The 15,288-nt window shown below is 51.8% G+C and carries 9 protein-coding genes; 5 read left to right on the forward strand and 4 right to left on the reverse strand.

Going from position 1 to position 15,288, the window contains the following annotated elements; all coding sequences use genetic code 11:
• Positions 1–2: 2 nt before the first annotated feature.
• Both BLR09_RS03070 and BLR09_RS03075 read right to left on the reverse strand, forming a co-directional pair.
• Entirely contained in the window at positions 3–1,469 is a 1,467-nt protein-coding gene (locus tag BLR09_RS03070) for a RagB/SusD family nutrient uptake outer membrane protein (RefSeq protein WP_093197538.1), read from the reverse strand.
• 27 nt (positions 1,470–1,496) lie between these two features.
• Entirely contained in the window at positions 1,497–4,706 is a 3,210-nt protein-coding gene (locus BLR09_RS03075; RefSeq protein WP_093197541.1) for a SusC/RagA family TonB-linked outer membrane protein, read from the reverse strand.
• An 817-nt stretch (positions 4,707–5,523) separates the two neighbouring features.
• Here BLR09_RS03075 and BLR09_RS03080 point away from each other — a divergent pair.
• From BLR09_RS03080 to BLR09_RS03100, 5 genes are all read left to right on the forward strand, one after another.
• Positions 5,524–7,389 (forward strand): cytochrome c oxidase subunit I, encoded by a 1,866-nt coding sequence (locus tag BLR09_RS03080; RefSeq protein ID WP_093197860.1) that lies wholly within the window; start codon positions 5,524–5,526, stop codon positions 7,387–7,389.
• Between the two features lie 121 nt (positions 7,390–7,510).
• Positions 7,511–8,182 (forward strand): beta/alpha barrel domain-containing protein, encoded by a 672-nt coding sequence (locus BLR09_RS03085; protein ID WP_093197543.1) that lies wholly within the window; start codon positions 7,511–7,513, stop codon positions 8,180–8,182.
• Positions 8,131–9,027 carry a helix-turn-helix domain-containing protein gene (locus tag BLR09_RS03090; protein WP_245689860.1) on the forward strand — a complete coding sequence of 299 codons (897 nt, stop codon included), beginning with the start codon at positions 8,131–8,133 and terminating at the stop codon, positions 9,025–9,027. Before BLR09_RS03085 ends, BLR09_RS03090 begins: the two co-directional genes overlap by 52 nt.
• Position 9,028: 1 nt before the next feature.
• The gene (locus BLR09_RS03095) at positions 9,029–9,427 is read left to right on the forward strand and encodes a DUF983 domain-containing protein (protein WP_245689861.1); all 399 of its coding nucleotides are present in this window, start codon (positions 9,029–9,031) and stop codon (positions 9,425–9,427) included.
• Between the two features lie 77 nt (positions 9,428–9,504).
• A complete protein-coding gene (locus tag BLR09_RS03100) occupies positions 9,505–11,610 on the forward strand; it encodes a nitrite/sulfite reductase (RefSeq protein WP_093197551.1) in 2,106 nt (701 codons plus the stop codon).
• Positions 11,611–11,877: 267 nt separating this feature from the next.
• Here the strand turns inward: BLR09_RS03100 and BLR09_RS03105 are convergent, their stop codons facing one another.
• A complete protein-coding gene (locus BLR09_RS03105) occupies positions 11,878–12,714 on the reverse strand; it encodes a sugar phosphate isomerase/epimerase family protein (protein ID WP_093197554.1) in 837 nt (278 codons plus the stop codon).
• A gap of 36 nt (positions 12,715–12,750) precedes the next feature.
• Positions 12,751–14,940, reverse strand: coding sequence for an outer membrane protein assembly factor BamB family protein (locus BLR09_RS03110; protein ID WP_218126585.1), 2,190 nt, complete (start codon positions 14,938–14,940; stop codon positions 12,751–12,753).
• Positions 14,941–15,288 lie beyond the last annotated feature (348 nt).

Here is a 15,288-nt window from a genome sequence, read left to right on the forward strand (position 1 = left end):
GATCAATATCCGTCGTTATTGGGTAAAAGTTTCGGGTTAACCTGCGTTTCGGTCAGCGGGATAGGAAACAGCTCCCGGAAAGCTTCCAGCGGTTTTCCGTTCGGACGTATCTTGTATTTGGACAGGTAGGCACCGACAACCGGCAGAAGACGATCTGTTCGTTTCAGGTCAAACCACCTATGCCCCTCCATGTTCAGTTCCAGGCGTCTTTCTTTCTCGAGCAGCAGGCGCATGTCCGACTGAGAGGACACCGCTACTTCGTTCAAACCGGCTCTTTTACGAACTCTGTTTACAATTCTACCGGCATCTGCAGTTTGCCCTGCTTCGTTGAGCGCCTCGGCGTACTGAAGCAGTACGTCCGCGTAACGACTTACGATCCAGTCGTTGTTTCCGTCAAAGACCACCATCGCGCCAGAATTAATAAACTTCTTCGTATATAACTGGGTTCTTCCGGCGCCGAAGAACGAGCCGACGGAAGCATCTTTGCGCAGATCCCCCTGCTCGAAGGCATCACTAAGATCGGAGTGAACCAGATTGTAGTAATAGCCGGCGCCGGCCGAAGTCAGGACATTGTCGCTCGCCTGCGGCATGAACCAGTTATTAAATGGACTTCCTTCAGTTGCACCGTTTGAATTGATGCCCTGCTTATAGCGGATAGCGAAAATAATTTCCCTGTTCATCTTGTTCGACGTAGAGAAAATGGAGGCATAGTCGGTGAGCAACGCCACCCCGAAATCTGATTCGTTTTCGACAAGCTCTTTCAGTTTGATACGCGCCTGCTCATGGTTTTTCTGCGTCAGCAGCACCTCGCCCCACAGTGCAAGTACAGCCGCCCTGGTGGCTCTTCCCAATCCGGCCGAATTCGCTGCATAGTAATTGGGAAGAACGCCATTGGCGTCGGTCAGATCTGCATTGATCTGGCTGTAAACGTCCTCTACGGCATTTCGCCCGTCTACATAAGCGTCGGAAGGATCCTGAAAGTCTTTGACGACCAGTGGTACCTTACCCCAAATCCTAACCAGATTGAAATTACAGAGTGCCCGGATAAATTTCACTTCGCCGAGATACCGCTTTTTTGCAGCTTCTCCCATTGGAATTTTCCCGGCATTCCCAATAACATTATTGCAGCGCTGGATGCAACGATAATGGGCGATCCACAACGCCGAGATATTCGTGTTGGTAGCATCGATAACGAGTGGCTCGACTCCGTCAACAGCAGTCGCGTCTGACCAGCCGTTGTCGGCAGCCAGGTCCCCGATGAGATACATACCCGCGGAGCCGGAGGAACCGTAAATTCTCTGCAGTGCCGCGTATGCCCCTGTTACCGCATTGGCAAGGCTTGCCGAATCGGAATAATAGGTGGCTGTCGGCGTCTGGCTTGGATTATCAATATCCAGGAAAGAATCCTTGCAGGAGGCAAGGCCTATCGAGCAGGCAACAAGAATGGTTAGTTTATGTTTGAACGTCATGTCGTTACTAGTTGGAAACAGAAACAATCAGAAACCGAGGTTAAGCCCTATTACAAAGGTTCTGGCAAGCGGATAGGCGCCCTGATCTACGCCAAGTCGCGGCTGATCAAGACTTCCCCACATGTTGACATCTGGGTTGTAGCCAGGATACTTGCTGAATGTGAACAGGTTCTGGGCTGTAGCATAGACCCTTGCGCTTTGCTGGGTGGGCTTCCGGAAAATCAGCGACGTCAGGTTGTAACCCAGTGTTACGGTCCGCACGCGCAGATAGGAACCATCAAACAGGTTTCGGGTGGAAAACTGAGACAACGATGACGGACTTGCATTGCCGGGGTTGTTAGCCCTGGGGGTCCAGCCGTTGCCGGGTTGCTCGGGTGAACGCCACCGGTTCAGGGCGTCTGTCGTTACGTTCGTGCCTCCGACAAACGTATTGGAATACCGGTCAGTAGCATTGGCAATGTCGTTGCCATACGTCCCCTGGACAGTAACGGCAAGGTCCAGCTTCCCATAGGTAAACGAATTCTGCCAGCCATAGGTAAACTTAGGTAAGGCAGTACCGATCTTGACGATGTCTTTGGAATTAATGATCTTATCGTTATTCTCATCGCTGTATTTGATGTCCCCTGGAACCGATCCGCCAGCTTCCCAAACCGGGCCTGCTGCCACTTCGGCGGCATTCCGGTAAACCCCCGTCTGCTTGTATCCCCAGAAGTCGCCGATCGATCCGCCCACAACGGCCCGGATTGAATTCTGGTACCCAGGCGAACTGACAACGTCATACATGATCGGCGAGCCATCAACCAGCGATAGAATTTTGTTTCGGTTGAAGGAGATATTGAACGAGGAATTCCATTTCACTTTTCCCAGCGAATTCCGCGTGCTGACAGCCAGTTCGATCCCCCTGTTCCGGATTTCGCCGACATTGGTGAGCACCGAGTTCGTAAATCCGATCAACGCCGGGACGTTCTTGCTGAGCAGGAGATTCTTAGTTGTCCGGTCGTACCATTCAAACGTAAAGGCCAGCTTGTTGCGGAACAATCCCAGGTCCAGGCCGAAATTTTTCTGAATGTTGGTTTCCCATGTAAGGTTGTTGAGCAAAAAGTTTCCTTGTGCGTATCCAACCGCCAGGTTACCCGTCCCGGGGCCCAGGATTGCATTATCAACTACCTGGTATCCCTGCCAGCTAAAATCCCCAATGTTGTTGTTTCCGGTTTTTCCCCAACTGGCCCGGATTTTGAATTCATCGACCCGGTCGGCAGAGATGAGATTCCGGAAGAAAGGCTCTTCCTGTATCGCCCATGCTGCCGAAATGGAGGGAAATGTCGCAAACCGCTGGGCCCGTCCAAACCGGGAGGAACCGTCCCGGCGAACGGCAGCCGACAGGATATACCGGTACTTGTAATTGTATTGGAGCCGCCCGAAAACAGACACGAGGCTGCTGGCCGAATACGACGGCGTTCCGTCGATTCCCGTCGAGTTGGTGGGGTACTCTACCAGCAGGCTTGTGGCCGTGCCGGCACGTGAGGAAATACTGATCAACTCGCTCGTCATCTTTTGGGCGGAATACCCGGCAATTACGTCGAGGTTGTGCCCTTCCCCGAGCGTCCTCCGGTAGTTGGCTGTATTTTCCCAAGTCCAGCTATAGGTATTCCCCTTAGCCATTGTACTACGTATATTACTTAAAACGGGGTTGGATAAATTGGCAAGAGGATTAGCGTCATTCATCAACGTACTGGGAATAAACCATTTTCGTTCGTTGAAGAGAAACTCCACGCCCAGGCTGGACCGAAATGTCAGTCCGGCAATAGGTTCGATTTCCAAGTAGGTTGACGAAACGGTGCGAAGTGATTTCAGTTTATCCTTATACAGGTCCAGGACCGCCAGCGGACTATAGGTTTGCCCGTTAAACAACTGCGCGTTAGCTGGATCAGTATACGGCCCGAAGTTGTAAATGCTGGTATAATCACCATTGGGCTGGTAGGCTGGGAAAATCGGCGGCAGCAGCCTGGCCAAGGTTATTGGTGCCCCCAGCCCTGGATTGGGGCCAAAGCTGGTGTTCATAGCACCACTGTTAACGGTTCCGGCGGCCGGGCGGATATCTGTGGTGGAAAACGAAGGGGAAAGATTAATACCAAATCGCATCCAGGGATTCAATTTGACGTTCAGGTTCGACCGCACACCGTAGCGTTCATATCCCGTATTTCGCAGAATACCGCCTTGATTCATATAGTAGCCAGACACATAATAATCCATATTCTCATTAGCTCCGGAAACAGAAAGCTGATAATTCGACATGGGTGCTGTTTTGAAAATCAAATCCTGCCAATCGGTATCCGCCAATTTTTCCGGCGAATTGAACATTGGCGGAACAGGTTTTCCTCCGTTGACAAAGGCGTCTTTTACGTAATCGATGTATTGATCTCTATTGAGCACATCAATTTTTTTCGACACTTGCTGGATACCGGTATAGGCATCGAATGAATACCTGACTTTTCCTGGTTTCCCACGCTTTGTCGTTACCAGTACGACACCGTTTCCTCCCCTGGAGCCGTACATGGCCGCCGCCGCCGCGTCTTTCAGCACATCTATGCTTTCAATGTCGGCGGGATTTAATTGGCTGAAATTATCTGCGTTGACCATAGGTACGCCGTCGATGACATACAACGGCGAGTTGCCTGCACGCAACGAACCCATCCCCCGGATCTTAATCTGCGGTGGCGTTCCTGGTTCGCCAGTTCCCTGCTGCACATTCACGCCGGGCAAGGCGCCAACAAGCGCTTCGGCTGCAGTAGCGATTGGCTTACCTGCAATTTCCTTTGCACCGATTCCGGCAACGGCATTCGAAACTGCCTTTCGGGAGGTTATCCCATAAGCAATGACAACAACATCTTTTAACTCATTGGCAGTAGGCTGGAGGGTAATGGTGAAAACGGTTCGGTCTCCCACCGGTTCTTCCTTTGCCAGATACCCCAATGATGTAAACAGGAGAACCGCGCTCCTGTCTGGAACAGCTAATTTGAATTTTCCATTATTATCAGATACAGTACCCAGGCTACCCCCCTTCACCCGTATTGAAACGCCGGGCATCGGTTCTCCTTTTTCGTCAGCCACGGAACCTGTTACCTGTATCGTCGCGCCTGCCTGGATATGCTGCCCTGACGCCTCGACATTCAATAGCCAGCATACACATAGCAAGAGGAAAGATGGAAATACTCTACACGTAGTTTTAGCGCTCATAGAAAACTTTCAGTTAGCAGGATTCGGGATTGAGAGCAACGAATGCGTTTTGCTCCGGAAGGCTTTTCTGCAGACTTTCCCAGAAAAGGATAAAATAAAATTTGATTCCTTCCATTCCTTCGCAAAGGAAGAAGCCGAGAGGCTCCGGCCGGTGGAAAATCATCCCAAACTGGTGGACAATCGTCCCAACGCTGTAAAATAGGTCGAACGACCCAACCTTTGGGGGCAAGCAAGCCTTCGCCCGGCCTGTATCATCAACAGCAGGAACAGCCCCAACGAATATGTTTGGGGACGCTTACAACTTACATCAGGCCACGAAGCGTCTTGGGATATTACATACTCTGATACCCCGCCTGCGCCAATTGCCTCCTTTCAATTGCTCCCACCTTTACCTAATCGCTTAACGAATTGAAAAAAGACAATGGAGCATCGCTATATTCTCTTCGCATTCGCCTCTGCTCTCGTTGATGAGCAACAGGCGTGTGAGAATCATCCTTCCTTCCGACGGTAGGCACCTTAATTCGTTGTCTTGCCGCATGTGCCCCCCGGAACATCCTTGGAAACGACCAAAAATCTTTTCACAGACATAACAAATGATCCGCCAAGCCCCCGCATGAAGGACCAATGCCACAGTCTCCGGAACTGCTTCGATAGAACCTTCAATGCCTCCTTGAGCAAATACGAGTCTGGCCACTCTCGCTACCACTGCTTCCCCGAAAACTACCACTCCATTTCCGGCCCGGGTCAGAACTTTGTGTCGTAAACCTGCCTGGGCAACATGCTCCTGCAGATCCGTACATTCTTACCCGTAATCCGTATGGAATCGCTTACCGACGAGGTGCCTCATCCTCACCGCCTGAATTTCCTGACAACCTATGTGTTCTCACAGGACCACAAGATGATTGCCAAGCAGTATCTGATTACCGGAATTGTCTGGGCGTTTATCGGAGGGCTGTTATCTATTCTTTTTCGTTTGCAACTCGGATTTCCCGATCTGAACCTGGAGGGATTACGCTGGCTGCTGGGGAAATGGATCACTCCGGAAGGTAAACTTGAACCGGAATTTTACCTGGGAATGGTCACGCTTCACGGCACCATCATGGTTTTCTTCGTACTGACGGCAGGGCTGAGCGGCACCTTTTCCAACTTGTTGATCCCCCTGCAGATCGGCGCCAGGGACATGGCGTCAGGCTTCCTCAACATGCTCTCGTACTGGTTTTTTCTGACGGCGAGCGTGATCATGCTGAGTTCCCTTTTTATTTCGACCGGACCCGCTTCCGGAGGCTGGGTGATCTATCCGCCTCTTTCGGCCCTCCCAACAGCGTCGGGAGGTTCAGGTCTGGGCATGACGCTGTGGCTCTTTTCCATCGCGTTGTTCATCGTGTCTCAACTGATGGGGAGTCTGAATTACATCACGACAGTCATCAATCTTCGTACGCGGGGACTGTCCTTTACCCGCATGCCGCTGACGATCTGGTCCTTTTTCCTCACCGCCGTATTGGGAACCCTGTCGTTTCCCGTTCTCTTTTCTGCGGTGCTGCTGCTGATTTTCGACCGAAGCTTCGGTACCAGTTTCTACATCTCAGAGATATACATTGGCGGGGAGGCTTTGCCCAACCAGGGCGGATCCGCCATCTTGTTTCAGCACCTGTTCTGGTTTCTGGGGCACCCGGAGGTGTACATCGTGGTCATGCCGGCGCTGGGGATCACGTCGGATGTAATTTCGACAAATGCCCGCAAGCCTATCTTCGGCTACCGGGCGATGATCGGCTCGCTCCTCGGCATCACGCTGCTTGCCTTTATCGTCTGGGCGCACCACATGTTCGTATCCGGAATGAATCCCTTTCTGGGCTCGATCTTCATGTTTCTGACACTGATCATCGCGGTTCCCTCGGCGGTGAAGGGTTTCAACTATATCACCACGCTCTGGCGCGGAAACATCGTGTTCACACCGGCGATGCTCTGCGCCATCGGGATGGTCTCGCTCTTTGTGGCAGGAGGCATTACCGGCATTATCCTGGGTAATTCGGCCCTTGACATCCAGCTCCACGATACCTATTTCGTGGTGGCGCATTTCCACCTGGTCATGGGCTCCGCCTCTTTCATGGGTTTGCTGGCGGGGGTATATCATTGGTTTCCTAAATTATATGGTCGGCTGATGAACAGGACGCTCGGCTATGTTCACTTCTGGATTACCTTCATTGGGCTCTATTGCGTATTTCTGCCGATGCACTACCTCGGAATAGCAGGCTTTCCGCGTCGCTATTATTCCTTTTCGTCTTATGATCTTAACGGTTCTTTTGCCGATCTGAATCAGTTTATCAGCATAGCCGCCATCGCTACTTTCTCGGCACAACTCCTTTTTATCTATAACTTTTTCCATTCCATTTTCCGTGGAAAAAGGGCGCCTCAGAATCCCTGGCGGTCAAATACCCTTGAGTGGACAACGCCTGTGAATGTCGGACACGGGAACTGGGAAGGACCCGTACCGGCCGTTTACCGCTGGCCTTATGACTATTCCAAACCCGGGGCTTCGGAAGACTTTATTCCGCAGACGGTTCCCTTCTCCCAAACGCCGGAATCGAACCTGCCGGAAGAGCAGGAACTTCTTGCGCAAGAGGCCATCATCCATTCCCTCCGGCAGAATCAGGAGGAGATTTCGGCGAAGTCCGGCGGACATTAGTACATCTGTTATTTGTACCATAACTCCCCTGAATCCTCTCCTGCCTGCCCGCAACTGTCCGGGTACCTTTGACAGGAATTTTAACGCTTCTCATTCGTCAGAATGGCAATCTGTACTGATTATGGCTGCTCATCTTTCTTCCCATACCGTCAACGCACTGCTTTCTACCCGACTGATCCCGGTGTTTTACCATCCGGAGCTTCTTGCCTGCATAGAAGCCGTGCAGGCGGCCTATCAGGCAGGTGTACGTGTTTTCGAATTTGTTAACCGGGGCGAAAAAGCGTATGAGGTATTTGTCGGATTGAAGATGTATGTCCAAAAACACCTGCCCGATCTGGCATTGGGTGTCGGCACCGTGTTCGATTCTGCCACGGCTAACAAATTCATCTGGGCCGGTGCCGACTTTCTGGTTTCGCCTATCGTCCATCCTCCCTTGGGGGAGTTGTGCCGACAAGCGCGTATCCCGTGGATTCCCGGTGTTTTTTCCCCGACCGAATGCTACCTGGCCGTGCAGGAGGGAGCCGATTTCGTCAAACTGTTCCCGGCAGATGCGCTCGGGCCTGAATTCCTCAAGACGCTGAAGGGGCCAATGCCGGAGCTGAAAGCCATTGTCTCAGGGGGAATCCAACCGACGGAAAAAGGCATCCGCCAATGGATGGGTGCCGGCGCTGTCGCCGTTAGCATGGGAACGGCGCTTTTTGCCGGGACGGATCCGCAACAACTCATGACGACGTGTTTGTCATGGCTGCAAAACAGTACAATCTCTTCCGGTATTTCATCTCCCGTCGCATGAAAAACAATGCCATTCCGATGGTGGATATCTGCTCGGTAACCGGCCTGGGGTCTTCTGAAATCATGGTCCGGCGGTTTAGTGAGTATCTCGGGGAGCATACCAACCTGTGCCATCTTCACCGCCATACGTTTTATCACCTTCTCTTTTTTACCAGAGGAGCAGGAACGCATACGATTGATTTCGAGCATTTTCCCGTCCACCGAAACCAGATATATTTCATGGTACCCGGACAGGTACATGTCTGGCAGTTTGACGATGCACCGGAAGGCTTCATCGTTAATTTTTCTCCGTCTTTTTTTGAGTCCTTTCTGCTGCGACCCGACTACCTGGAAACCTTTCCCTTTTTTGACGGCGTAGCCAGGATCATTGATCTGCCGCCGTCTGCCGGTGTGGAAGGACAACTGGAGGAGCTCCTCAACCATTCGCCAGGCCGGCCAGACGTGCTGCGGGTACTCTTGCTCCGCTTGTTTCAGACAGTCGAAACCTACGTTAAACCGGTTCCCAGGCTGCCCGTCGGGCATTATAATTACCTCATTCTGAAAAACCTGCGGAAACTGATCGATCAGCATTTCCTGACCCTGCACCGTCCTTCGGAATACGCCCGGATGCTTTACATCACCCCAAATCACCTGAATGCGCTTTGCAAGGAGCATCTCGGTCTTCAGGCCGGCGAGCTGATCCGTAGCCGCATTGCCCTCGAAGCAAAACGGTTGCTGATCAATTTCGGTATGAGTATTTCCGAAATCGCCTACGCCCTTCACTTTAACGATAACTCCTATTTCACCAAGTTCTTCAAGAAGCAGACCGGTCTGACGCCGGAGGAATTCCGGAAACAACATCAGTGATATGAAAAGAAGTCAATTATCTGCCATGACGGGGGCAAAGTGCCCGCATTGCCGGCAAGGCGACCTGTTCCGATATCCGTACTACCGGCTACGGCACTTTTCGGATATGTACACATTTTGCCCGCATTGCGGTCAGCGATACGAAAATGAACCGGGCTTCTTCATGGGAGCTGCGTACGTGAGTTATGCTCTTTCTACCGGAATCGTGCTTGTAACGGCGATTGTCCTCTTCCAGTTTTTCGGAGACCCTTCTCCATTTGTGTACATCGGTATGTCGGTCGGCCTGATACTGCTATTGGCACCTTTCAATTTCCGGATCGCCCGGGTGCTGTATATCTATCTCTTTTCCGGCATCAGGTATGAGGAGAATCCGCGCATCATTCCGCGGGAAAAGAGCTGATCTGCGGCAGCAACCTAATAAGATAAAAGAGCTTTGCATTCTTCCGGCCACCCTGTTGTGGCCGTCCTTACTCTTCTATGGAACTTCAATTATCGGACCGTGTCGACCCTGCCGCCCGACACGACATCCTTGAACTCAGGCAGGTTATTTCCGCCTACCGGAAAGGCGATCTCGACAACGAGCGGTTCCGCGCGTTCCGGCTGACCCGCGGCATTTACGGGCAGCGTCAGGACGGTGTCCACATGATCCGTGTCAAACTCCCGTTCGGCAGGCTGACGCCGGAACAACTCATCCGGATCGCCGATTGTGCCGACGCCTACGGACATGGGAACCTGCACCTCACCACCCGGCAGGATATCCAGTTGCACTATGTAAAACTGGAAGATACGCCCCAGCTGTGGGCCGATCTGGAAGACGCAGGCATCACACTGCGGGAAGCCTGCGGGAATACGATTCGCAATATGACAGGCTCGGCTATCGCCGGCATAGACCCCGATGAGCCGTTCGACGTTTCGCCGTACGTGCACGCCATGTTTTCCTACTTTCTCCGGAATCCCATCTGCCAGGACCTGGGAAGGAAATTCAAAATTGCGTTTTCTTCTTCCGAAAAAGATACAGCCTTCACCTTCATCCATGACCTGGGGTTTATCCCGAAAATCAGGACCGGTACGAATGGCTCTCAGCTGGGCTTCCGGGTTTTGCTGGGCGGTGGCCTCGGTGCACAGCCGTTCGCGGCCACTCCCGTACTCGACTTTCTCGAAGAAGATCAGGTGATTCCGTTTACCGAAGCCTGCATCCGGATTTTTGACCGCTACGGCGAACGGACACGGCGGCACAAGGCGCGTCTCAAATACCTGATCCAGGAACTAGGTATCGACAGTTTTTTGGCTCTGGTGGAAAGCGAGCGCCTCGCCCTGGGAAGGTCATCTTTTCCGGTGAATAGGCCGGAGGCAGAGCCTGTCGTACCACCGGAAGTGGACGCGTATACAGGTATGGATGTTCCTGCCGGATCGCTGTTTGAAGTCTGGCGGTCAACGAACGTCTTCGCTCAGAAACAAGCCGGCTATTTTGCCGTACAACTCCGGATTTCCAACGGTGACCTGCCGGCTGCCACGGCGCGCCACCTGGCGCAGGTCATCCGAACGTTTGCAGCAGACGATGTACGGGTGACTGTCAACCAGGGATTGCTGCTCAAATTCGTGCCGGCCCACGCGTTGTTTCCGCTGTTCCGGGCGTTGGAGGACCTGGCCCTGGCCCGGCCCGGGTTCGATACCCTCCATGATGTGACCGCCTGTCCCGGTACCGATACCTGTAACCTGGGTATTGCCAGTTCTATGGGTCTTGCGCGGGAACTTGAGCGGATGCTCACCGAAGAATATCCGCAGATGATCACCGAAAAGCAGTTGAAAATCAAGATTTCAGGCTGTATGAACGCCTGCGGACACCATACAATTGCTGACATCGGATTTCACGGGATGTCCATCAGGCAGGGAAAGCTCGTACTGCCCGGGATGCAGGTGCTGCTGGGTGGTGCAATTCTGGGAAACGGCGACGGAATCCTCGCTGAAAAGGTCATCAAACTGCCTTCCAAACGTACTCCGCAGGCATTGAGAGTGCTTCTGGATGACTTTCGTACTCATTCCCAAAACCAGGAACCGTTTCATGCGTACTTTGCCCGACAAGGCAAAGCGTATTTTTACACACTGTTGAAACCGCTTGCCGAGTTGGAGGTCCTTTCTCAGGATTTTCTCCTCGACTGGGGAGAAGATACGCAGTATGCAACCCTTGTGGGTGTCGGGGAGTGCGCGGGAGCGCTGGTGGATCAGGTGGCCATCGTTCTCGACGAAACTCGTGTGAAACTCGAAAAAGCACGAGAGGCGTTCGACCGGCAGGATTGGGTCAATGCGATTTACTATGGCTACAGCGGAATGATTCACGCAGCGAAGGCCCACCTGCTCACGCGAGATCTTCCGGCCAATACCCATCACCTGATTATCCTGCACTTTGACAGACTTGTTTTCCCGGAGCAACCCGAACTTGGTGACTTCCGAAACCGGATCATGCAGATCAATCAGCATGCTCCTTCAGAAACTTTTGCCGCAAGATACCTCGCAGAAGCAGAGGCCTTTTTTGAGCGGATTGCTGCTTTGAGGGACAGTGAGTTGGCGGATACTGCATACTAACCCAACTGCAGCAATGTATGGATAGTTACGGCAGTATGACACGAGAAAGTTCGCGCGTATACTTGATACGTTACCCATACATCCTGCTCAGATGCATTCCTGAAATGAATTGCTAAGCATCTCTGTATAGCGGGCTATTTTCAAATTTATATTTGATTTATCTGGCTTCGGGATGTCCTGCGGAACATCCCGAAGAGCGAGTTTGAAAGATGTCGCTTATCCGATAAAATAGGTTAAAACCGACTGACTATCATCCGATTTCGGCAATCAATGTTTCCCGATCATTTTCCGGTAATATTTAAATGCCGATTTCACCTCCTTTAAGTTGTCTGTCATGTTGTGCTCGCACTCAATTTGCGCGTATCCAGCGAATTTCTGGTGTTTCAGCTCGCGGAAAAGTGGCTCGAACGCGATAGCACCTGTACCGGGATCCACGTCTTCCTTTGCCTGGTTTATGTCTTTCATATGAAGGCCGATAATATGGCCGGAAAGGGATTTAATACAGGCCACCGGATCAAGGCCGCTGCGTACCCAATGCCCGATATCCCCGCAAGCTCCGATGTGACGGTGCCCTTTTATTGCAGCCAGAACGGAATCAGGATGCCAGTAGGCGCTTTCTCCTTTGGCATGCTGATGAATGGCGATCCGGATTCCGTAAATACCAGCAAGACTGTCGATGCTGTCGAGGTGTTTCGTTTCCGGCTCGCACACAAAATACGTCACGCCGAATTTCTTTCCCTGGTCAAAAATGCGCTTCCAGTCACGAGCATCCTTTCCGTTGGCTACATACATTGAAACCATCTTTACTCCATTCTGTTTCAGCAGTTTCCGGACCATTGCTATTTCTCCGTCCGTCGCATCAATCATCTGTTTGTTTCCAAAACCCGGCCCCATATTGCTGAAGGAGAACCCTTCCACGTATTGAACGCCCGTTTCTCCGGCCTGTTTAATGGCCTGTTCAAAGGGCTGTTTATGGAACGAATAGAGGGCAACACCCAACCTGACGTTACCAACAGTCGGGTGTTCAAGTGACTGAGAGAAAGAAGTCCGGGAGGTAAAAAATACTATACATAACAGGCTCGTCATCAGGTAAGTCCGTTTCATTTTCTTGGCTTTATCTTTATAGCATTACTTGATTTTTTAATCCAAAGCAAACGCGACATAGGCATCGCTCTTCTTCTTTTCCCATTTCGATCCACCGGCTGAGATCACGACGTATTGCCTGCCATCAATTGCATACACAGCAGGCGTAGCGACTCCGGGAGCAGGCAGGTCATATTCCCATAAAATCTTCCCTGTCCGCTTATTGATCGCTCTGAATTTTCCATCTGCCGAAGCGCCGATGAAGAGCAATCCTCCTGCGGTTACTACCGGTCCTCCGTAGTTCTCCCGGCCCGTTGCCGGGATTCCTTTTTTCTTTAATTCTTCGAATTCTCCAAACGGAATTTTCCATTTGTATTGTCCGGTATTCAGGTCAATGGCGCTGATTGTGCCCCAGGGCGGCGAGATGGCCGGATACCCTTCCTTCGTCAGGAATTTATGATAACCGGTACTGTGGTAATCAGGCCCGGCCGGTTGGCGATCGGTTAGAGAAGGCCCTTTGTATGGCTTGTCCTGCTCTTCGGTCAATTCAAGAATCAGCGAAGCAATCGCCTTCTTCTCCTCTGCCGAGAGATAGCCGAAACCAGGCATCCGCCCCTTTCCTGAAGAAATAAATTCTACAAACTGAGTGGTCGTGTACTTTTTATTCAGCCCGATCAGAGAAGGGATTCCTCCTTCTCCTCCGCCCTTTCTTTCCGGGCCATGGCAAGCAATACAGGTCCGTGAATAGAGCGTTTGGCCCGCTTCCCTGTTAGTGAGGTTATTTGTTTTTTCCGATTGCTTTGCCTTTACGAGTTGAAGCACCCAGGTCATTTCGTTTGCATTGACGTAGAGTATATTAGTCCTGGGGTCAACGGCAGGTCCGCCCCATTCACCGCCACCATCATAACCCGGCAAAATGACCGTTCCCCGTTCGGATGGCGGCGTGTAAATACCCTCCGACCGGTATGAATGGAATCTGCGTTTAATATCCTGATAGGAAGAATCGGGCACGAGCCTGTTCAGGTCTTTTTCAGTGAGCACCTGCCGGACAAAGGGTTTCGGAAACCGGGGAAAAGGTTGCGTCGGGCTGAGAATTTCTCCGGCAACAGCTCCATTCGTTTTAACCGGCTTTTCATCAATCGGAAATACCGGCTTTCCTGTCAACCGGTCGAGAACAAACAGGAAACCCATTTTGGTAGACTGCACAATAGCGTCTACTTTTTTTCCACCCCGGTTGAGTGTTACCAAGACGGGAGGACTGGAAATATCCATGTCCCAAACATCGTGGTGAACCGTCTGAAAATGCCAGATTAATTTGCCGGTATTTGCGTCAATAGCCAGAATACAGTTTCCGAAGAGTCCGTTACCCAGCCGGCCCCCTCCGTAAAAATCGTTCGTGGGATTCCCCGTTCCGGTAAATACAATTCCCCGTTTTTCGTCCAGACTGAAACCGCTCCAGGGATTTGTCGAGCCCTTCGTTTTATACGCCTCCGGGTCTTTCCAGGTATGAAATCCTTTTTCTCCCGGATAGGGAATAGTATGAAAAATCCACTTTTGTGTCCCCGTTACTACGTCAAAACCCCGGATATGACCCGGCGTATCGTCACCGCCCTGCCCACAGCCGGTGATGATCGTGTTTTTGTAAATTTTGACCGGGGAAGTTAACGCGACGGACATTTTTCCCGGATCTCTGTCGAGACCGGTCCGCAGGTCTACGCCGCCGTCTGTTCCGAATGTAGAAATCAGCTTTCCTGTCAGGGCATTTACGGCAAAAAGAAACGGACCTGCCGTGTAAATAATCCGATGATCGTTGGCGCCATCTGTCCAGTATGAAACACCCCGGCACATATGGTTCGCGCGTACCGGCCAGGTTTTATTCTGAAGAGGGTCGGATGGGTCAAATTTCCACTTTTCCCTGCCGGTAGCGGCATCTACTGCACATAGCTTCAGAGTCGGGGAGGCTACGTAAAGAACGCCATTGATCACAATCGGGTTGCTTTCCATGGCCGAACCGAATTTCGTCGAATCCCTGTTTTCAGAATGATAAATCCACGCCACTTTCAGCCGGTGGACATTGGAGGTATCTATCTGTGCCAGTGAGGAGTATTTGATGTTTTCATGCGTGCCTCCATACTCCGTCCAGTTAGCGTATCGATCTGTTTGAGGCGATTGGACAGCGGCCATCCAGGAAAAGCCTGCAACCGCTGCCAGGCAGGCGCCCAGGCCGCTCCGCGTAATCCTTTTCATTAATTTGTTTTCCATAGCCGGTTCCGGCGATTTTGTCAAGTAATCGGCATCAAGTCTGCCCCCGATTATCCCCATTCTTATTTTCCGATGTAGCATAGGGTAACAAGGCGCGCGTCTCCTGACAGATGTCCGGCTGCGACGCAGCGTCTCCGAATACCACCCGCCAGGAATAAACAACAAACAAATGTAGAAAAAGTACAAGCCGGCCTAAAGTACAGAATTTGCCAATGCTTGCACACTATTTACGCAGCAGATGGCAGAATGCCAACAAGGCCGTCTATTCGGTTCTGCCGGTCGCCGGCTGATTTCCCGGAGACCGACGCCTGCGAAGCAACTCTTCTTCCGGGA

It is taken from the genome of Siphonobacter aquaeclarae (assembly GCF_900103285.1).
Classification (GTDB): Bacteria; Bacteroidota; Bacteroidia; order Cytophagales; family Spirosomataceae; genus Siphonobacter; species Siphonobacter aquaeclarae.